Below are 19,620 nucleotides of genomic sequence, written 5' to 3'. Positions count from 1 at the left end.
GCGGCCGCTTTCAGGGTAAAATGTCGCGCTTCCCCAAACTCGGGTCCGCCGATGCTCCGCATCCAGGCTGAAGCTCTTACCTACGACGACGTCTCGCTCGTCCCCGCGCATTCCATTGTCCTGCCAAAGGACGTCAGCCTTGAAACACGGCTGACACGCGACCTGCGCCTCAAACTGCCGATCTTGTCCGCGGCCATGGATACGGTGACCGAACACCGCCTGGCGGTGGCGATGGCCCAGCTGGGCGGCATCGGCATCATCCACAAGAACCTGACCCCTGCGCAGCAGGCGGGCGAGGTGGCCAAGGTCAAGAAGTTCGAGTCCGGCGTGATCACCGAGCCGTTTACGGTGAGTCCGGACACCACCATCGGTGAAGTGATCGCACTGACGCGCGCGCGCAACATCTCCGGCGTGCCAGTGGTGGATGGCAGCGAACTGGTCGGCATCGTGACCAGCCGCGACATGCGCTTCGAGAAGAAGCTCGACGATCCGGTCCGCCACATCATGACCAAGAAGGATCGCCTGATCACTGTGCGCGAAGGCGCCAGCGATGAGGAAGTGCTCGAGCTGCTGCATCGCAACCGCATCGAAAAGATCCTGGTGGTCAACGACAGCTTCGAGCTGCGCGGGCTGATTACGGTCAAGGACATCCAGAAGAAGACCGACAACCCCAACGCCGCCAAGGACGACGCCAAGCGCTTGCTGGTCGGTGCGGCGGTGGGTGTGGGTGGCGATACCGAACAACGCATCGAACTGCTCGCCGCTGCCGGCGTGGACGTGGTCATCGTCGATACCGCGCATGGCCATTCGCAAGGCGTGATCGACCGCGTGGCCTGGGTCAAGAAGACCTATCCGCACCTGCAGGTGATCGGCGGCAATATCGTCACTGGCGATGCAGCGCTGGCGCTCATGGATGCCGGCGCCGACGCGGTCAAGGTCGGCGTGGGCCCGGGGTCGATCTGCACCACGCGTGTGGTTGCGGGCGTGGGCGTGCCGCAGATCACCGCGGTGGACATGGTGGCCGAAGCACTGCAGGACCGCATCCCGCTGATTGCCGATGGCGGTATCCGTTACTCCGGCGACATCGGCAAGGCGCTGGTGGCCGGCGCGTCCACGGTGATGGTCGGCGGCTTGCTGGCTGGTACCGAGGAAGCGCCTGGCGAAGTCGAGTTGTTCCAGGGTCGCAGCTACAAGAGCTACCGCGGCATGGGCAGCCTGGGCGCGATGGAGAAGGGGTCCAAGGACCGCTATTTCCAGGATGCTTCCGACGCCGACAAGCTGGTGCCCGAAGGCATCGAGGGCCGGGTGCCGTATCGCGGCCCGGTGGGCGGCATCATCCATCAGCTGATCGGTGGCCTGCGCGCAACCATGGGCTACGTTGGTTGCGCCACGGTCGAGGAAATGCGCACCAAGCCGAAGTTCGTCAAGATCACCGGCGCCGGTCAACGCGAAAGCCATGTGCACGACGTGCAGATCACGAAAGAGCCGCCGAACTATCGCGCGGGCTAATTCGAATGTGGAAGGCCTCGCTCGCCTATCTTGCGGTCATCTCGGCAATGACCGTGGTGGTGCTGGGATTGCTGGCGGTGTCTTCCGTGTTGTATCGCTGGACATTCTTCGCGTTGATGTATCTGTTGGTGGCATCGGCCCCGGCGCTGTTGGCATCTGGCGCCACCGCACACCTGCAGCGCGTTGTGTTGCGCGTTGCGTCGGCAACACTGCTGGCCAGTGCGCTCTACGGCATGCTCTACCTGCTGATTGGAACGTTTTTGTTGTGGCCGGGAGTGCTCTGCGCTCCGCTGCTTATCCTTTTCCTGGAGTGGCGCCGAGCGCGCCACCTTCGCCCTGCGAGTAACGATGTCCAGCCTGCATAACGACAAGATCCTCATCCTCGATTTCGGCGCGCAGTACACCCAGCTGATCGCGCGGCGGATTCGCGAAATTGGCGTGTACTGCGAGATCTGGGCCTGGGATCACGATCCGTCCGAGATTGCCGGCTTCGGTGCCAAGGGCATCATTCTGTCTGGTGGGCCGGAATCGACCACTTTGCCGGGTGCGCCGGTGGCGCCACAAGAAGTGTTCGACAGCGGCTTGCCGGTGTTCGGCATCTGCTACGGCATGCAGACGCTGGCTGCGCAGTTGGGCGGTGCCACCGAGGCGGCCGATCAGCGTGAATTCGGCCACGCCGAAGTCGATGTGGTGGCCGCCGATGCACTGTTCGCCGGCTTGACCGATCACGCTGGCGCGGCGCGCCTGAATGTGTGGATGAGCCACGGCGACCACGTGTCGCAGGTGCCGCCGGGCTTCACCATTACTGCCGTGACCGACCGTATCCCGGTGGCGGCGATGTCCAACGAAGACAAACGCTGGTACGGCGTGCAGTTCCACCCGGAAGTGACGCATACGCTGCAGGGCCAGACCTTGCTGCGGCGCTTCGTGGTGGACGTGTGTGGCTGCCAGACGCTGTGGACCGCGGCCAACATCATCGATGACCAGATTGCGCGCGTGCGCGAGCAGGTGGGCGACGATGAAGTGATTCTGGGGTTGTCCGGCGGTGTGGATTCGTCGGTGGTCGCGGCGCTGCTGCACAAGGCGATCGGTGACAAGCTGACCTGCGTGTTCGTCGACACCGGCCTGCTGCGTTGGCAGGAAGGCGACCAGGTGATGGCGATGTTTGCCGAGCACATGGGCGTCAAGGTGATCCGCGTCAATGCGGCCGACCGCTACTTCGCCAAGCTTGAAGGCGTGAGCGACCCGGAAGCCAAGCGCAAGATCATCGGCAACCTGTTCGTGGATATCTTCGATGAAGAATCCAACAAGCTGGCCAACGCCAAGTGGCTGGCGCAGGGCACGATTTATCCGGACGTGATCGAGTCGGCCGGCAGCAAGACCGGCAAGGCGCACGTGATCAAGAGCCACCACAACGTGGGTGGCCTGCCTGAGCACATGAAGTTGGGTCTGGTCGAGCCGCTGCGCGAGTTGTTCAAGGACGAAGTGCGTCGTCTCGGCGTCGAGCTCGGCCTGCCGCGCACGATGGTGTATCGCCATCCGTTCCCAGGCCCGGGCCTGGGCGTGCGCATTCTGGGCGAGGTGAAGCGCGAATACGCCGAGCTGCTGGCCAAGGCCGATGCGATCTTCATCGACGAGCTGCGCAAGGCGGACCTGTACGACAAGACCAGCCAGGCATTCGCGGTGTTCCTACCGGTGAAGTCGGTGGGTGTGGTGGGCGATGCGCGCGCCTACGAATGGGTGATCGCACTGCGCGCGGTAGAGACCATCGACTTCATGACCGCGCACTGGGCGCACCTGCCGTACGACTTCCTCGGCACGGTGAGCAACCGCATCATCAACGAACTGCGTGGCGTCTCCCGCGTGGTCTACGACATCTCCGGCAAACCGCCGGCGACGATCGAGTGGGAGTGAGTTGGTTCTGCTCGCGAGATCGAACGAAAGGGCGCCGCAAGGCGCCTTTTTTATGTCTTGCAGTTTCATCGCTGGCAATCAGGCCGCACGATGCTGCCGCAAAAAAAAGCCGCGCACTGCGCGGCTTGTTGCAGGGTTACGTTGAACGCGGGCGTCAACGCACCTTGGCCAGTGCCACGCGAGCGTCGGTCATGAACTTTTGCGCTTCCTGCGGCGTGGCCAGATTGGCAGCGAGCTGGCTGAGCACCTGCTCGATGTCGCTGGAGGCATCCCAGGCTTCGTCGCACAACATGCCGGCGATCGGGCCGAGGTAATTCAATGCGACTTTCTCCAGCGCTTGGCGAACCGCTTCGTCCGGCGCTGCGCCGCTGCCGACAGACGCCGGTGCGGACGCTGTGGGTGCTGCGCTGGCTGCGGCAGGTGCCGGCACCGGAGCGGCGGCAACCGGTGCACGTACCGGGGCGGGCGCACCGCCCAGGTCCTGTTCGAAGCCGCCCATCAGCCACTGCCGCGAGTCCTCGCTGAGCAGCGAGGGCTTGCCCATGCCGGCGCCGGGGTCGACCTGGAAGCGGGCCTTGGCGGCGCCGACCATGGTGAGGCGTTGCACGGCCTCATCATTGCGCAGCATGCGGAACACCACTTCTTCGATCTGACCCGCATTGATGCGGATGATGCAGGAGTGGTTCTCCTCGGTGACGACGAACAGAAAGCCGGACGCCTTCTTCAGCGCCAGCGCCTTGAGCTCGCGCAGGACCTCGATCAGCGGACGGAATTCAGTGGACATGGCGTCTTCCTTGCATCATCTGGTGCGGAGTTATACAGCACGGCTCAGCGCTTGCTGAGGCGTTCCATGGCCAACCGAACGCTGTTGGACAGGCGGGAAATGGCGCGCGCCAGGGTACCGATTTCATCCTTGAGGTTGACCTCGGCAATGGTGTGGTTCCACTTGCCCAGGCTCAGTTCTTCGGCAACGGTGGTCAAGTGCTGGATGGGCCGCAACACGCGGTTCCAGATCAGCGCCCACTGCAGGCCGAGCAACAGTGCGCAGACCAGCAGGCCAATGCCGGCGATCCACAACGACTGGCGCACGATGACGCCGTTGACGTCGCTCTTGGGGTAAGCCGAGACGAGCGTGAAGCCCCAGTCCGGCACTTCCTGCTTGGTCACGACCCAATCATCGGGGCTTTCCTTGACGATCCGCTCGATGGTGGCGGTGTCGGTGGTGGCGCCGGTGGTGGACTGGAAGCGCAGCGTGTTCTTGCTGTCGAAGATGGCGATGAAGCCCGAGTCGAGCACGCGACGGCTGCTGACCACGTTTTCCAGGGCCTGGGTGTCGGCCTTGTAACCGACGTACCAGGCACCGATGACGCGCTTGTCGTTGCCGGCAAAGATCGGCTCGTAACCGGTGACATACGGGTTGCCGAGGATGTCGACCACGCCGTAGAAGCTTTCGCCATTGCGCAGCTTGGCAGCGGCCTGGCCGGTGGGGTCGAGCACAGTGCCGATGGCGCGGCTGCCGTCGTCCTTCTTGACGTTGGTGGAGATGCGCACGAAGTCGTCACCGGTGCGCGAGAACAGCGTCGCGGTGCCTTCGTGGATCGCGGTGACATCGTCGAGCATGTCGAATACGTTGGCCTGCGATTTCTGGCCCAGCAACAGGTCGTTGGCGTTGCGGTCGGCTACGCGCACTTCATTGCCCACGCTGGGCGCGCCCTGGGCGTTGGCTTCCTTGCGCAGCTGGCGCATGGAGGAGTTGACGCGATCGAGCATCATCGCGCGGGTGACCGAGAACAGCGTCTGCAGGGAGACCGACTGGCGCTCGATGGCGTCTGCGGTTTCCGATTTGACCCGGTTGGCCTCGGTAATGGCCAGAATGACCGTCAGTGCCACCACCACGACCAGCACCAAGGCCAGCACCGGCAACAGCAGGCGCACCCGCAAAGAGTGACGAAGCATCGCAATTCCCCTGAACGCGTTTAAATGATTGAATCGAGCACCGCCGCAGCGCGGTGCGGCGGTCGGACGTAGCCGTTATCGGCTGCCGGACAAGATGCTGAAGCGGCTCCCCGAGCCGCTGGCGGTGCATACGATAGCCGAAGCCGATCGGTTTGGCAGCGCCGCATCGGCGGCAGCTTCGCCTCGCGTTCAAGAATGGTCGAGCGCGTCGCATTCGTCGGCCGTGCGGTTGCGAGGTGCGGCTTGGTGGCGGGGCGTCTGGCGCGGACGACGGTAGCTGGGCGCCGCTGCACTGTTTGCTGCCGCGTGCGCCGGCGCGGTGAGCGGGGCAGGCGGGCGGCGCCCGTCCGCCAGTGGTTGTGGCGCCCTCAGGTCTCCAGCGACAGGATCCCGCGACGCAGCGCAACGGTGACCGCGTGGGTGCGGTCGCGCACGCCGAGCTTGCACAGGATGTTCTTCATGTGCGCCTTGACGGTTTCTTCGGAAATGCCCAACGCGTTGCCGATCTGCTTGTTGGAGCAGCCGGTGGCGACCAGGTTCAGCACCTCGGTCTCGCGTGCGGACAAGGCGTCGTCGAGCACGTGCGCGGCGATGCTCTCGGCCACCGAGGCGGGCACGTGACGGCGTTGACCGCGGCGGACGTCGCGGATGGTGTCGACCAGTTCGCGCCGCAACGCGCTCTTGAGCAGATACCCGCAGGCGCCGGCTTGCAAGGCGCGCACTGCACGCACATCGCCGGTGTAGGTGGTCAGGACGATGACCTTGGCCATGGGGTCGAGCTGGCGGATGCGCTGGATCGCCTGCACGCCGTCCACGCGTGGCATCTGCAGATCCATCAGCACCACGTCCGGGCGCAGGCGGGTGTAGTAGTCCACGGCCTGTTCGCCATCCTCGGCTTCGCCCACCACCTGCATGTCGCGTTCGGCGCCAAGCATGGCGCTCAATCCGTCACGCAACAGTGGGTGATCGTCCACCACCAGCACCGCGGTCGGTCGTGTCGTATCAGCCATGGGGAGTCTCCGTGGGTCGTGCGTTTTGAAAGGGCCAGCACCAGCGTTTGGGTGGTCGAACGTACGCAGCGCGCGCGGGGACGACGATCTGCACTTCGGTTCCGCTGCCAGGCCGCGACCACAGTTGCATTTGTGCCCCGATGCGCCGCGCGCGTTCCTGCATGCCGGTCAATCCCCAGTGCCCGGTGCGGGCGTGGCCGTGCAGCACATCCGGCGCCAGGCCGCAGCCATCGTCGCGGATGCGCAGCACGAAGTCACGTGAACCGTAACGCAGTTCCAGGACGATCTTGTTTGCGCGCGCGTGCCGGTCGGCATTGCTCAGCGCTTCGCGCCCGAGCTGGAACAGTTCGTCGGCCACCATCGCGCGCAAGACGAGTGGGCGGCCATTGACCAGCACGTCCAGGGTTGCGGTGGGGATCGGCATGGTGGTTTCGCGCGCCTGCTGCAACGCGCCGGCCAGATCGGTGCGCAGCGAGTGGGTGTCGCGTAAGCCGTTGACGCGGTCGCGCCCTTCGATGAGGGCGCGCTCGGCCAGCTCGACGGTCTTTTCCAGTTCCTGCCGGCGGGGGTCATCCCAGGCCAGCGAGCGGCTGGCGGTATGCAGGCGCAGGATCAGCCCCTGTGTGCCCTGCAGCAGGGTGTCGTGCAACTCACGGGCGATGCGCTCGCGCTCGCGGTAACGCTCTTCCAACCGCGCTCGCAGGCGTCCGGCCACATGCCGGGTGCGCAAGCGCCACGCCACCGCCAGGGCCGCGACCGCCGCCAGCACGCAGCACAGTTTGAATTGCCAGGTCTGCACGAACGCCGGTTCGATGACCACGTCGAGGGCGTCGCCACGTGCATTCCACACACCATCGTTGTTGGCGGCGGCCACCTCGAAGCGGTAACGGCCAGGCGCCAGGTTGGTATAGAACGCCTCGGTGCGATTGCCGGCGTCCTGCCAGGCAGCGTCCACGCCATCCAGCCGGTAGCGGAAGCGCACGCGCTCGGGGCGGGTGAGGCTGACCGCTTCGTAGCCGATGCGCAGGCGGTCGCTCCACTTGGGCAGGCGCAGCGCGGCCTGCAGCGGATACGGACGATCGTTGGCGACCACCTCGGTGATGGCGACCGTGGGCGCGGTTGGATTGCGATAGGTCTGGCTGGGGTCGAGCCAGGCCAGGCCCTGGTTGGTGGCAAACCACAGCAGGCCATCGGCTGCGGCCAGTGCACTGGGAACCGGCGTGGCCTGCTGGGCGATGCCGGGCAGGCCATCCATGGTGTCGTACAGGCGCAGCGATGGCGCCGGCAGGCCGGTCTGCACGCTCTGCGTCAACGCGTGCCGGCTCAGATGCACCACGCCGCGATTGCCGTTCAACCAGACCCCGCCGGCGGCGTCCTGCACGATACCGGTGACCCCCTGCAGCAGCGGGCTGGCCTGGTCGGGCAGGGTGCGGAATCGGCCATCGGGGCCGAGCACGGCCACCGCCGCTTCGCCAGCCACCAGGGTCAGCGCGGTGCTGCTCCACAGGGCGGTGATCGGGCCGACCGACAAGCCGTCCGTTGCGCTATAGCGGCGCACGCGATTGCCGCGCAGCAGGCGCAGCTCCCCTTTGACGTCACCGATCCACAGCGCGCCATCGTGCGCACGCGCCAGCACCGAGCATGGGGTTTCCTGCACGCCGGCCAGCGGTTGCCAGCCGGTGCCGTCGTAGCGATACGGCCCACGCGCATCCGGGCACACCAGCGGCTGGTCCGTCGCATCGACCAGCAACGCGCGTATTTCGCCGGGCGCAACGCCGAGCGGCAATGGCACCGGTTGCACAAGGCCGCCCTGCAGACGCAGCAGCGCGTGTTCGGCCAACACCCAACTGCGTAACGTGTTCGGCACAGCGAGCGTGCTGGCCGCGCCGCCGTGCTGCATCCGATCGATGCGCAGGCGCGTCAATGCGAGCAGGCGGTCGTCGCGCAATGCGGCAACCACCGGCCCGGGCGCTGCGCCGCTGCGGCTGGTGAACATCTCCACCGCGGTGGCCGGGCCGGGCAGCAAAGCGGCCAATGGCAACAGCGCGCGGTGGCGGAAGCGATTCAAGCCCAGGTTGGTGCCAACCCAGAGGTTGCCTTCGCGATCTTCCAGCAATGGGCCGGCGGTTGCCGAGGTCAGGCCTTGCAGCGTGCCGACGTGCTCCAGCACCGGCGCCGGCGCCAGCGGTGTGGCGATCCGGAACACACCACCGGCCGCGTAGTCCGTGCCCCATAGCGCGCCGTCGCGCATGAAGCGGATACGGCGCGCAAACAGCCCGGCAAAGCGCGGCTGCGCGCGTGTTGCGGCGGGAAGCAGCTGCCCGCGCGTGTCGGTCAATGCAAAGATTCCGCGATACGGGTCGGCGACCCAGACGCTGCCATCCGGGCTCTCGGCCATAGTGGTGAACGGTCCAACCGGCTGCCCGCTGGGTTCGAAGCGCTTGCCGCCTGCGGGCAGGCGCAGCAGCTGGGTGCCGTCGCTGACCCACAGCACGCCACGGCGGTCGCGCAGCAACCACTGTGCGCGTGCGGCCGGGTAGCCCCAGTCGGCACCGGCACGGTGCCAGCGCGTGCCATCGAACCAGCACAAGCCGCCGTCGATTGCGGCCCAGAGGCGCCCGCTGCCATCGCGCTCCAGCTTGAACACCATGCCGCTGGGCAGGTCCTTGCCTGGTGCGAAGTGGGTGAGGTGACCGTCGGCGAGACGGTCGATCCCGGCACCGAAATACCCGATCCACGCGGTGTCGTCAGGTGCGAGCGTCAGCGCGGTCATGTTGTGCGATGCGTACGCCTCGCCATTGGGCGGCGGCACACGTGCGAAGCGGTCACCATCGAACTGGAACAGGCCAAAACCGGTCGCCAGCCACAACGGGCCGTTATCGGCCTGCGCGATATCCCAGATGTCGGCCGGTGCGCCGCGCTCGGTGCTCCAGGCGGTGTGGTGAAACTGCAGCACGCCGTCGCGTGTGGCGGCGATCCCGCTCGCCCATGCCGGTGCGCACAGCAGCAGCCAACAGCACGCCAGCGTGACCCATTGCGTAACGCGCAGGCGTAACGACGAAGCGGGGTAGCTGACGGGCTCATGCGGCATCGCAGCATTGTCGGACGAGATCGGGGGAAGCACCACCACCTCTTTCGGGGGAGGACGCGCACTGCGCAGTGGAGTAGGGCGGTGACAGCTTGCAACTCCCGCGGGCATGAGCGCACGCGGCATGGTTGGAGTATCGCGCAGCGCATGGGTATGTTCGGCCGCGTCCGCTTGTTTGGCGTGGTGCGTGACCGATGAGTCTGGGCGGTGTGCCGCGCCGTGCGGCGTGGCCTGCACGCGGCTGCATCGGCGCTCCATGCTGCGCGCGAACCGCGTCAACGCGCGTCGATCTTGCATCCAGGCCACTGCGGCGGCCCCCCCCCCGAAAGAGGGGGCGATTGGCCTCACCATCTGGGGTGGGAGCGCGCACCTGCTCACCGCACCATGGCCGCACCCCCAACGGAGACGCCGCATGGCACGTGGCATTGCCGTCGACTGCCGCACTGCGCCCCACGCATGCAGCGCACTTGAAGCACCGCGCATCCGTGCGGTGGCAAGAGCCATGCAGTACATCGACACGCATCTGTGCGAACCAATCACGGTGACCCATCTGGCCACGGCCGCGTGCATGAGCCGCTTCCATTTTGCGCGTGTGTTTCGCGACGTGGTCGGCGCCAGCCCGATGGAATACCTGCGCCGCCGTCGCATCGAGCGCGCACAGGCCTTGCTGCGCGAAGGCCGCCACAAGATCAGCCAGATCGCCAGCGAGCTGTGCTTCTTCGATCAAAGCCATTTCGTCCGCAGTTTCCGCCATGCCACCGGCTGCACGCCGGCGCGCTTTGCCGCGCAGACCGCATGCACTACCGCACACAGCACGCCGGCCTGTACGCCGCGGGCTGCCACGTCTTCCTTCTCACCACTCCTGGAGCACCACCGATGACCACCGCCACCGCCGTTCCCGGCAAGTCCCTGCTGTCGCCGAACGACCACGCCCTGATCCTGATCGACCACCAGTCGCAGATGGCGTTTGCCACCCACACCATCGACATCTCGGCCCTGCGCAACAACGTGGCGCTGATCGGCAAGGCGGCCAAAGGCTTCCAGGTGCCGGTGGTGCTCACCACGGTGGCGGAGAAGTCGTTCTCCGGCCCGTTGTTTCCGGAGCTGCCGGAGATCTTCGCCGGCGAGCCGGTGTTTGACCGCACCAGCATGAATGCCTGGGAAGACCAGGGCGTGATCGACCGCATCAACGCGATCGGCAAGCGTCGCCTGGTAATCGCCGGTTTGTGGACCAGCGTGTGCATCGTCGGGCCGACGTTGTCGGCGATCGAACAGGGCTTTGAGGTGTACGTGATCACCGATGCCTGCGGCGATGTCAGCGATGAGGCCCACGAGCGTGCCATTGCCCGCATGGTGCAGGCCGGCGCCGCACCGATCACCAGCGTGCAGTACCTGCTGGAACTGCAGCGCGATTGGGCGCGCAGCGACACCTACGACCTCACCACCGGCATCGCACGTGCGCATGCAGGCGGCTATGGCATCGGTATTCAATACGCCAAGACCATGTTCGGCGCGCAGGAAGGCGGACATTGAACAGCCACGCACCGGCACGCTCGCCGGGCCTGGACGCGGCGCTGTTGATGCTGCGGCTGGCTGGCGGCGGGTTTCTGCTGCCGCATGGCTTGGGCAAGTTGCTGGGGTGGTTCCATGGCCCCGGCCTTGCCGGTTTTGCTGCGGAATTGCAGCAGTTCGGGCTGCCGGCGACAGCGCCACTGCCGCTGCTGTTGGCACTGGTGCAGAGCCTGTCTGGAGTGGCGGTGCTGATCGGGCTGTGGACGCGCGCCAGCGCGGCACTGGCCGCGGCGTTCATTGCCACCACCGTGATGATTGCCATTCCCAAGGGCTGGTTCTGGATGCATGGCGGCATGGAATACCCGCTGATGTGGGCGCTGGTCTTGCTGGCGCTGGTGTGCGCCGGCGGTGGCGCGTGGTCGCTGGACGGCCTGCGCCGGCGGCACGCGTCATGAGTACGCCCACTGATTCCCACGATGCCGGCCGGCGCCAGCTGTTGCAGGGTGCCGCCGCTGGCCTTGCACTGGGCATCGCGCCTGCTGCGTTGACTGCCAACAGGACGCCTCCGATGGTCGATCTCATCCTTCGTAATGCACGTATCACCACGCTTGATCCGCGCCAACCCAGCGCCACTGCGCTGGCGGTGGCCGATGGCCGCATCGTGGCAGTGGGCGACGATGCGCAGATCATGGCCATGGCCAAGCAGGCGCGTATCATCGATGCACAGCAGCGACGCGTGGTGCCCGGGCTCAACGACAGCCACACGCATCTCATTCGCGGCGGGTTGAACTACAACCTGGAGTTGCGCTGGGACGGCGTGCGCTCGCTGGCCGATGCCATGGCATTGCTCAAGGCGCAGGTCGACCGCACGCCCGCGCCGCAGTGGGTGCGCGTGGTAGGCGGCTTCACCGCGCATCAGTTCGTTGAAAAGCGCCTGCCGACGCTGGACGAGATCAACGCGATCGCGCCGGATACACCGGTGTTCCTGCTGCATCTGTACGACCGCGCCTTGCTCAATCGCGCGGCGTTGCGTGCGTGTGGTTACGACAAGACCACGCCGGATCCGCCCGGTGGCCGCATCGAGCGCGACAAGCTCGGCAATCCCACCGGCCTGCTGCTGGCCAAGCCGAATGCGTTGATCCTGTACGCGAGCCTGGCGAAAGGGCCGCGGCTGCCGATCGAATACCAGGCCAACTCCACGCGCCATTTCATGCGCGAGCTCAACCGCTTGGGCATCACCTCGGTCATCGACGCCGGTGGCGGCTTCCAGAACTATCCGGAGGACTATCAGGTCATCGAGCAGTTGCATGCGGCCGGGCAGTTGAGCGTGCGCATCGCCTACAACCTGTTTACCCAGAACAAGGGCAAGGAAGTTGCCGATTTCCGCGGCTGGACCGAGGTGCTGCCGGTCCGCAAGGGCGACGATCTGCTGCGTCACAACGGTGCCGGCGAAATGCTGGTGTTCTCGGCGGCCGATTTCGAGCAGTTCAGTGAGCCGCGCCCGGAGCTTGCGCTGGAGATGGAACCGGAACTGGAGCAGGTGGTGCGCCTGCTGGTGGAAAAACGCTGGCCGTTCCGTATCCACGCCACCTATGACGAAAGCATCGCGCGCATTCTCGATGTCTACGAACGCGTTAACGCGGACATGCCGTTCGATGGCCTGCACTGGTTCATCGATCACGCCGAAACCATCACGCCGCGCAACATCGATCGCATCCGCGCGTTGAACGGCGGCATCGCGGTGCAACACCGCATGGCCTATCAGGGCGAAGCCTTCGTGCAGCGCTACGGCGTGCAGGCCGCGCGCCATACGCCGCCGGTGCGGCGCATGTTGGCGGCCGGTGTGCCGGTGGGTGCAGGCACCGATGCTACGCGCGTGGCCAGCTACAACCCGTGGGTGGCGCTGTCGTGGCTGGTCACCGGCCGCACTGTCGGCGGGCTGGCACTGTATGGCGACGAGAACCTGCTCGAACGCGAACAGGCCTTGCGCTTGTGGACGCAGGGCAGTGCCTGGTTCTCCGGTGATGAAGACGAGAAGGGCACCTTGGCGCCTGGTCAGTTGGCCGATTTCATCGTCTTGTCGGATGACTATTTCCGCGTCGACGATGCTGCGATTGCCGATATCACCAGCGTGCTGACCGTGTTGGGCGGGACCGTGGTGCATGGTGACGGCGACTTCGCTGCACTCGCACCCAGCCTGCCGCCGGCAATGCCGGAATGGTCGCCGGTCAACCGTTTTGGTGGCTATCACGTGGGCGGTGCGGTGAGCGGGCTGGCAAGCGTGGCGCATGCGCATGGCCCTGGCTGCCGCACCCACGGCGCACATGGGCATGCCGCCCACCATGTCGCACCCAGCGAGGATCTGCGCGGCTTCTGGGGGGCATTGGGATGCGCATGTTTCGCGTTTTAAGGCCGCAGCAGCGCCTGGCTGCGGCGAGAGGTCAGCGCAGCGTTGCAGCGCAGGTCTGCAAATTTAAGAAGGCGTGTGCAGTGTCCGTCGCGGGCGCCTGGCCGGACCGCGCGTTTTTCCGTTCTGGAGTGTGGCAATGACAACCGCTTCGATCCCACCGGCTGACGCCGGTGCGTGGGCACCGCTGCGCCAACCGATCTTCCGTGCCCTGTGGCTCGCCATCCTGGGCAGCAATATCGGCACCTGGATCAACGATGTGGCCGCCTCCTGGGTGATGGCCGAACAGACCGGTTCGCCGCTGATGGTGGCGGCGGTGCAGTCGGCCACCACCTTGCCGGTGGTGTTGTTCGCACTCGCCGCCGGCACCTTGGCCGACATCGTCGACCGGCGCCGCTACCTCATGCTCACCCAGGGCTGGATGCTGCTGGTGGCCGCCTCGCTGGCGCTGCTGTCGCACCTGCAGTTGCTCACCCCGTGGGTGCTGGTCGCGCTGACCTTCGCCATGGGCATGGGCGCGGCGATGGCAATGCCGGCGCAAGCGGCGATCGTCTCGGAGCTGGTGCCGCGCCCGTTGCTGGCCTCGGCAGTGGCGCTCAACTCGATCGGCATGAATATCGCGCGGTCGATCGGGCCGGCAATCGGCGGCTTGATCGTGGCGCAGTTCGGCCCGCCATGGGCCTTCCTGCTCAATGGGCTCACCTTCGGCTTGATGATGTGGGTGCTGTGGCGCTGGCGTCGCGAGACGCAGGCATCCGCATTGCCGCCGGAGAGCTTTGGTGCGGGCCTGCGTGCCGGTCTGCGCTATGCGGCGCGCGCCGGGCGTCTGCAGGCAGTGTTGATCAAGGCGGCCGGCTTCTTCCTGTTCGCCAGCGCGCTGACTGCCTTGTTGCCGCTGGTGGTCCGCCGCGACATGCAGCTGGGTGCGGGCAGTTACGGTCTGTTGCTGGGCTGCATCGGCATTGGCGCGATCAGTGGTGCGCTGGTGTTGCCGCGCTTGCGTGCACGCTATGACCGCGACCTGCTGGTGTTTGTTGCCACGTTGATCTGCGCAGCCTCGCTGCTGGGGTTGGCGCTCTCGCGCCAGATTGGCGTGTTGTGTGTGGTGATGGTGGTCAACGGCCTGGCCTGGATCACGGTGTTGTCGTCGCTGCAGATCGCTGCGCAAACCTCGGTGCCGGCCTGGGTGCGCGCCCGTGCGCTGTCGCTGTATATCGTGGTGTTCTCGCTCGGCATGGCCAGCGGTTCGTTGTTGTGGGGTGCATTGGCGCAACGCACATCGATCGCGATCGCATTGCAGATTGCCGCGGCCGGTGCAGTGATTGCCGCGCTGCTGGTCAAACGCGCACGCATTGCCGGCACCGAGCAGCTCGATCTCGCACCGGCGGGCCATTGGCCCGCACCGGCGCAGGCCGATGGTGTCGAACACGACCGTGGCCCGGTGTTGGTGACCGTGGAATACCGCATCGCCGATGACGCACGTGCAGAGTTCGTGCGCCTGGTAACACAGCTGGGCAGCGCACGCCGCCGCGACGGCGCGGTGGTGTGGGGCGTGGCCGAGGACGCCGCCACGCCCGGCGTGCAGCTGGAATACTTCATCGTGGCCTCGTGGCTGGAACACCTGCGTCAGCACGAGCGCGTAACCGGGGACGACCGCCAGCTGCAGGAGCAGATTCGTGCCCTGCATCAGGGCGAGCGCGCGCCGCTCGTGCGCCACTTTGTGGGCGGTGGTGGTGCGGCGGTGCCGCCGCATACGCATTCGGATATTTGATCCGCAGGCGGCTGGAGTCTATTTGTCGGGCTTGTGAGCCGCGCGGCGAATGCAGATCGCAAAACGTGCAACGGGCGCCTGGTATGGGCGCCCGTTGTGTTTTGTCCGATGTGTGCTGATACCGAGCATGGTCATGCGCAGGCGATCTTAGATCAATGACGTGCACGCGAGAAAAGGGTGCCTTGCAGCGCGATATGGCGCCGTAAAACGTTGCGTTCTGCTGCGTGTGGCCTGCGCCTTGTGGGCAAATCGCAGGCGGGCTCACTGTCCGTCCGGTGAGGGCGGGGTCACCTCGCGGATCGGCTATCGGCATCTGGATGGGGGGCTGATTGGGGTCATCTCGGATTGCTGAGTTGCAAGTGAGCGCGCGATCCAGCGTGTGCGCTGATGCTCGATCATGCCGCTGGTACAGGTATGCGTGTGCACCATGCCGCTTGCGGCTAGGGCAGGGCACAGGCTGAAGCAACCGCGATTTCCGAGCGCCTGCATTTCTTCGGCAACAGGACCCAGATTGCCCTGCAACCAAGCGGCGCTGATTGGCGCGCGCACCTTTACTCCAAGGCGCATGCTCTGTTGCCGCGATGGCAGTGATCCAGACCAAGTGCCCCAAGAGAGCCCATAAAAAAAGCCGGCCCTCGCGAGCCGGCTTTTTACGCAACCAACTGGATCACGCCTTGGCGAAGGCCAGCAGATCCTTGTTGAACTGGTCGGCGTGGGTCACCGGCAGTCCGTGCGGCGCACCGGCATAGATCTTCAGCTCCGCGTTCTTGATGATCTTGGCCGACAGCTTGCCAGAGGCATCGATCGGCACGATCTGATCGTCGTCGCCATGTACCACCAGCGCCGGCACATCGATCTTCTTCAGGTCAGCGGTGTAATCCACTTCCGAGAATTCCTTGATGCAGTCGTACTGGCCCTTGTGCCCGCCCAGCATGCCCTGCAGCCAGAACGAATCGCGCATGCCCTGGGTGACTTTATTGCCGTCGCGGTTGGCACCGAAGAAGGGGGTGCTCAGGTCCTGGTAGAACTGCGAACGGTCCTTGGCAACACCTTCGCGGATGCCGTCGAACACGCTGATCGGCAGGCCGCCCGGGTTGGTCGGGCTCTTGACCATCTGCGGCGGCACCGCGCCCACCAGCACCACCTTGGCCACGCGCTTGCTGCCATGGCGGCCCACGTAATGCGCCACTTCGCCACCGCCGGTGGAATGGCCCACCAGGATGGCGTCCTTCAGATCCAGCGCCTCGATCACGGCGGCCAGATCATCGGCGTAGGTGTCCATGTCGTTACCGTCCCAGGTCTGGCTGGAACGGCCGTGGCTGCGGCGGTCATGTGCAATGACGCGGAAGCCGTTCTGACCCATGAATAGCATCTGCGCATCCCAGGCATCGGCGCTGAGCGGCCAGCCATGCGAGAACACGACGGGCTGGCCCTTGCCCCAGTCCTTGTAGAAGATCTTGGCGCCATCGGGGCGGGTGACAAAGTTCGACATCGGTGTAGCTCCGTGAGAGGTGGGATGGGTCGGGGAAGTGGATGACGCACGCGCGGGAGTTGCCGCACTGGCGAAGGTGGGCAGCGACAACGCTGCCACCGCGACCGTGCCGGCAACGAGAAAATTGCGTCGCCCGGAATCGGCCGGAGACGGCTCGAACGGATGCATGGAAACTCCTTGGTGGGGAAGCGCACCGGTTGCGCCAACGGCCGAGGTCGCCACTGTGATCAGGAAGGCGATTGCGGGTGGGCGGTAGGCCGCCGGCGCCGATGCTGCCGCCAGTAAAGCGTGCGCGCGGCGCGCGAGATTGCATCGGCGTGCGCACTGGCGTGGCTGCATCTCGCTACAGGCCGCACCTCATCGCGTGCACCGCATCGCCAGAGCAGGGCGGTGCAACGCACCGCAGTGCACCTTCAGCACCATCTGCACGACCGGCACGTGCAAGCACAAGCGTCTACAGTGCCGCCGCCCGCTTGCCTCTCACCCCAACGCGAATTCCCAAAGCAGCTTGAGGTTCAAGCCAACGATCACCAGGGCAATCACCCAGGCAATGCGCACCAGCCATGCCGGTGCCACCAATGCGCCCATCAAGCCGCGGTCAGCGACAAAGCGCACCAACGGGATCACCGCGAACGGCAACTGCATCGACAGCACCACCTGGCTCAAGACCAGCAAGCGGGCGGTACCGGCTTCGCCATACAGCCAGGTCACTACCACCACCGGCACGATGGCGATGCCGCGGGTGAGCAGGCGGCGCATCCACGGCGGCAAGCGCAGGCGCAGGAAACCTTCCATCACGATCTGCCCGGCCAAGGTCGCGGTCACTGTCGAATTGACGCCCGAGGCGAGCAACGCCACTGCAAACAGGGTCGAGGCCAGGCCGACGCCGAGCATCGGTGCCAGCAGCGCGTGCGCCTGTTCGATCTCCTGCACATCGGTGCGGCCCTGTGCATGGAACACCGCCGCGGCCAGGATCAGGATGGCGGCGTTGATGAACAACGCGAACATCAAGGCCACGGTGCTGTCGGTGACTGCCCAGCGCAGTGCCGAACGGCGACCTGCATCGGTGCGCGGATACGCGCGCGTTTGCACGATCGACGAGTGCAGATACAGGTTGTGCGGCATCACGGTGGCACCGATGATGCCGATCGCCAGATACAGCGCATGCGGGTTGGTCACCACTTCGGCACGCGGAATGAAGCCGGCCATTACCGCGGCGATCGGTGGCGATGCCAGCGCGATCTGGATGCCGAAGCATACGAAGATCACCAGCAGCAATGCCATGACGAACGCTTCCAACGCACGGAAGCCGCGGTTCATCAGTAGCAGCACCAACACCACGTCCAGCGCGGTGATGATGGCGCCCAGTGTCAGCGGAATGCCGAACAGCAACTTGAGTGCGATCGCCGTACCGATCACTTCGGCTAGATCGCAGGCGATGATCGCCAGCTCGCACAGCCCCCACAGCGCCAGGTTGATGCTGCGCGGGTAACGTGCGCGGCAGGCCTGCGCCAGGTCCAGGCCGGTGGCGATGCCCAACCGCGCCGACAACCCCTGCAGCACGATGGCCATCAGGTTGGAGAGCAGGATCACCGACAGCAGCAGGTAACCGAACTGCGAGCCGCCCGCCAGGTCAGTGGCCCAGTTGCCCGGGTCCATATAGCCGACCGAGACCATGTAGCCAGGGCCCAGAAACGCCAGCAACCGGAACCACCAGTGGCCACCTTTGGGCACCGCAACGCTGGCGTGCGCGGCACCCAGCCCACCATCGGCTGGGCGAATGGGTTCTGCGTTCGGGACGGCTTCGCTGGACATGGGCGGGCGAAAAGACGGGACGCGGCCGATGATATAGCAAGTGCTATGCTGTTGAGCATTGGCAATCTCAATCGTATTGATCGGCGCCGTGCTTCACACTACGCATCCCGGCAGTTGCGCCGGAGGCGATGACGAGGACAAGGGTGGGCAAGAGCGAAAAGCTGGACGCGTCCGCACCGGTATTGATCGATGCGCAGGTGCACATGGAGAGCTTCCGCCAGGTGCGCGAGGCGCGCCGTGCCGAATTGGTCGAAGACTATGTCGAGCTGATCTCCGATCTGCTGGTCGACGGTGGCGAGGCGCGCCAGGTCGATATCGCTGCGCGCCTAGGCGTGGCGCAGCCCACCGTGGCCAAGATGCTCAAGCGCCTGGTGCGCGATGGCTGGGTGGTGCAGCGGCCGTATCGCGGCGTGTTTTTGACCCCGGCCGGCGAAGCGCTGGCGGCCTCCAGCCGGCAGCGGCACCAGATTGTCGAGCGCTTCCTGCTTGCGCTGGGCATCGACGAGGCCACCGCGCGGCGTGACGCCGAAGGCATCGAACACCACGTCAGCGAAGCCACCGTCGCCGCTTTTGCCGCGTTTCTGGAGCGGCAGGGCAACAGCACTCCGTGAGCGTGTCGCCCGATCACCACGCGCAAGAGGCACACCTGCAAATCGACCAGCAATGGATGACTCACGCCTTGCGGCTGGCCGAACGTGCCGAGCGCGACTATGACGAGATTCCGGTCGGCGCGGTGCTGGTGGGTCCAACCGGCGCGCTGCTCGGCGAGGGCTGGAACTTCAACATCGCCAGCCACGACCCCAGCGCGCATGCCGAGATCATGGCCATGCGCGAAGGCGGCCGGCGGCTGGTCAACCACCGCCTGATCGGCTGCACGCTGTACGTGACGCTGGAGCCGTGTGCAATGTGCGCCATGGCGATGATCCATGCGCGGATTGCGCGGGTGGTGTTCGCCGCCAGCGACCCCAAGACCGGCGCGTGTGGCAGCGTGTTCGACCTGCTCGCCGACCCACGCCACAACCATCGCGTGCAGGTCAGCGGCGGGGTGCTGGCCGCCGAGGCCGGGCTGCGCCTGACCAATTACTTTCGCGCCAAGCGTGGCAAGCCGCCGCTCGTGCCCTGATCGGCATGGCCGCGGTATGATGC

The 19,620-nt window shown here is 65.8% G+C and carries 16 protein-coding genes; 10 read left to right on the top strand and 6 right to left on the bottom strand.

Going from position 1 to position 19,620, the window contains the following annotated elements:
- Positions 1-51 precede the first annotated feature (51 nt).
- Genes guaB through guaA form a run of 3 tightly spaced genes read left to right on the top strand, consistent with a single transcriptional unit; the run spans position 52 to position 3,423 of the window.
- Positions 52-1,509 carry an IMP dehydrogenase gene (guaB, locus tag QRM89_RS14125; RefSeq protein WP_040941253.1) on the top strand — a complete coding sequence of 486 codons (1,458 nt, stop codon included), beginning with the start codon at positions 52-54 and terminating at the stop codon, positions 1,507-1,509.
- 5 nt (positions 1,510-1,514) lie between these two features.
- A complete protein-coding gene (locus tag QRM89_RS14120; protein WP_285448300.1) occupies positions 1,515-1,874 on the top strand; it encodes a hypothetical protein in 360 nt (119 codons plus the stop codon).
- Positions 1,858-3,423 carry a glutamine-hydrolyzing GMP synthase gene (gene guaA / locus QRM89_RS14115; RefSeq protein WP_285448299.1) on the top strand — a complete coding sequence of 522 codons (1,566 nt, stop codon included), beginning with the start codon at positions 1,858-1,860 and terminating at the stop codon, positions 3,421-3,423. Before QRM89_RS14120 ends, guaA begins: the two co-directional genes overlap by 17 nt.
- Positions 3,424-3,577: 154 nt before the next feature.
- Here guaA and QRM89_RS14110 read toward each other — a convergent pair whose 3' ends face one another.
- The 4 genes from QRM89_RS14110 to QRM89_RS14095 form a co-directional block, all read right to left on the bottom strand.
- Positions 3,578-4,207: a hypothetical protein gene (locus QRM89_RS14110; protein ID WP_011037328.1), complete on the bottom strand. Its 630-nt coding sequence runs from the start codon at positions 4,205-4,207 to the stop codon at positions 3,578-3,580.
- Positions 4,208-4,251: 44 nt separating this feature from the next.
- Positions 4,252-5,379 carry a Cache 3/Cache 2 fusion domain-containing protein gene (locus QRM89_RS14105; RefSeq protein ID WP_285448298.1) on the bottom strand — a complete coding sequence of 376 codons (1,128 nt, stop codon included), beginning with the start codon at positions 5,377-5,379 and terminating at the stop codon, positions 4,252-4,254.
- 368 nt (positions 5,380-5,747) lie between these two features.
- Positions 5,748-6,389 (bottom strand): response regulator transcription factor, encoded by a 642-nt coding sequence (locus QRM89_RS14100; protein ID WP_115577124.1) that lies wholly within the window; start codon positions 6,387-6,389, stop codon positions 5,748-5,750.
- A complete protein-coding gene (locus QRM89_RS14095) occupies positions 6,382-9,480 on the bottom strand; it encodes a sensor histidine kinase (RefSeq protein ID WP_285448297.1) in 3,099 nt (1,032 codons plus the stop codon). The genes QRM89_RS14100 and QRM89_RS14095 overlap by 8 nt, the downstream gene beginning before the upstream one ends.
- A gap of 409 nt (positions 9,481-9,889) precedes the next feature.
- Between QRM89_RS14095 and QRM89_RS14090 the strand changes: the two genes are divergently transcribed.
- The 5 genes from QRM89_RS14090 (at position 9,890) to QRM89_RS14070 (ending at position 15,167) form a co-directional block, all read left to right on the top strand.
- Positions 9,890-10,357 carry an AraC family transcriptional regulator gene (locus QRM89_RS14090; protein WP_285448296.1) on the top strand — a complete coding sequence of 156 codons (468 nt, stop codon included), beginning with the start codon at positions 9,890-9,892 and terminating at the stop codon, positions 10,355-10,357.
- Positions 10,354-11,010 (top strand): hydrolase, encoded by a 657-nt coding sequence (locus QRM89_RS14085; protein ID WP_042599234.1) that lies wholly within the window; start codon positions 10,354-10,356, stop codon positions 11,008-11,010. Before QRM89_RS14090 ends, QRM89_RS14085 begins: the two co-directional genes overlap by 4 nt.
- Positions 11,007-11,444 (top strand): DoxX family protein, encoded by a 438-nt coding sequence (locus QRM89_RS14080; RefSeq protein WP_285448295.1) that lies wholly within the window; start codon positions 11,007-11,009, stop codon positions 11,442-11,444. Before QRM89_RS14085 ends, QRM89_RS14080 begins: the two co-directional genes overlap by 4 nt.
- A 113-nt stretch (positions 11,445-11,557) precedes the next feature.
- A complete protein-coding gene (locus QRM89_RS14075) occupies positions 11,558-13,399 on the top strand; it encodes an amidohydrolase (protein WP_285448372.1) in 1,842 nt (613 codons plus the stop codon).
- Positions 13,400-13,535: 136 nt separating this feature from the next.
- Positions 13,536-15,167: an MFS transporter gene (locus QRM89_RS14070; protein WP_011037320.1), complete on the top strand. Its 1,632-nt coding sequence runs from the start codon at positions 13,536-13,538 to the stop codon at positions 15,165-15,167.
- Between the two features lie 667 nt (positions 15,168-15,834).
- Here QRM89_RS14070 and QRM89_RS14065 read toward each other — a convergent pair.
- A complete protein-coding gene (locus QRM89_RS14065) occupies positions 15,835-16,659 on the bottom strand; it encodes an alpha/beta hydrolase (protein WP_043921782.1) in 825 nt (274 codons plus the stop codon).
- A 480-nt stretch (positions 16,660-17,139) separates the two neighbouring features.
- Positions 17,140-18,474 (bottom strand): Nramp family divalent metal transporter, encoded by a 1,335-nt coding sequence (locus QRM89_RS14060; RefSeq protein ID WP_285448294.1) that lies wholly within the window; start codon positions 18,472-18,474, stop codon positions 17,140-17,142.
- A 143-nt stretch (positions 18,475-18,617) separates the two neighbouring features.
- On the opposite strand from QRM89_RS14060, the gene mntR reads away from it, so the two are divergent.
- Positions 18,618-19,085 carry a manganese-binding transcriptional regulator MntR gene (gene mntR / locus QRM89_RS14055; RefSeq protein WP_011037316.1) on the top strand — a complete coding sequence of 156 codons (468 nt, stop codon included), beginning with the start codon at positions 18,618-18,620 and terminating at the stop codon, positions 19,083-19,085.
- Positions 19,082-19,597, top strand: a complete 516-nt coding sequence (gene tadA, locus QRM89_RS14050) for a tRNA adenosine(34) deaminase TadA (RefSeq protein ID WP_103702130.1) — start codon at positions 19,082-19,084, stop codon at positions 19,595-19,597. Before mntR ends, tadA begins: the two co-directional genes overlap by 4 nt.
- The last annotated feature ends 23 nt before the right edge of the window (positions 19,598-19,620 follow it).

This window comes from Xanthomonas sp. LMC-A-07, from assembly GCF_030208825.1.
Lineage (GTDB): Bacteria > Pseudomonadota > Gammaproteobacteria > Xanthomonadales > Xanthomonadaceae > Xanthomonas > Xanthomonas campestris.
The sequence above is the reverse complement of the archived record's forward strand: the minus strand, read 5'-3'. Positions and strand labels throughout refer to the sequence as shown.

Coding starts and splice junctions, on each gene's coding strand:
- guaB (WP_040941253.1), top strand. CDS start 52: ATGCTCCGCATCCAGGCTGAAGCTCTTACCTACGACGACGTCTCGCTC.
- QRM89_RS14120 (WP_285448300.1), top strand. CDS start 1,515: ATGTGGAAGGCCTCGCTCGCCTATCTTGCGGTCATCTCGGCAATGACC.
- guaA (WP_285448299.1), top strand. CDS start 1,858: ATGTCCAGCCTGCATAACGACAAGATCCTCATCCTCGATTTCGGCGCG.
- QRM89_RS14110 (WP_011037328.1), bottom strand. CDS start 4,207: ATGTCCACTGAATTCCGTCCGCTGATCGAGGTCCTGCGCGAGCTCAAG.
- QRM89_RS14105 (WP_285448298.1), bottom strand. CDS start 5,379: ATGCTTCGTCACTCTTTGCGGGTGCGCCTGCTGTTGCCGGTGCTGGCC.
- QRM89_RS14100 (WP_115577124.1), bottom strand. CDS start 6,389: ATGGCTGATACGACACGACCGACCGCGGTGCTGGTGGTGGACGATCAC.
- QRM89_RS14095 (WP_285448297.1), bottom strand. CDS start 9,480: ATGCCGCATGAGCCCGTCAGCTACCCCGCTTCGTCGTTACGCCTGCGC.
- QRM89_RS14090 (WP_285448296.1), top strand. CDS start 9,890: ATGGCACGTGGCATTGCCGTCGACTGCCGCACTGCGCCCCACGCATGC.
- QRM89_RS14085 (WP_042599234.1), top strand. CDS start 10,354: ATGACCACCGCCACCGCCGTTCCCGGCAAGTCCCTGCTGTCGCCGAAC.
- QRM89_RS14075 (WP_285448372.1), top strand. CDS start 11,558: ATGGTCGATCTCATCCTTCGTAATGCACGTATCACCACGCTTGATCCG.
- QRM89_RS14070 (WP_011037320.1), top strand. CDS start 13,536: ATGACAACCGCTTCGATCCCACCGGCTGACGCCGGTGCGTGGGCACCG.
- QRM89_RS14065 (WP_043921782.1), bottom strand. CDS start 16,659: ATGTCGAACTTTGTCACCCGCCCCGATGGCGCCAAGATCTTCTACAAG.
- QRM89_RS14060 (WP_285448294.1), bottom strand. CDS start 18,474: ATGTCCAGCGAAGCCGTCCCGAACGCAGAACCCATTCGCCCAGCCGAT.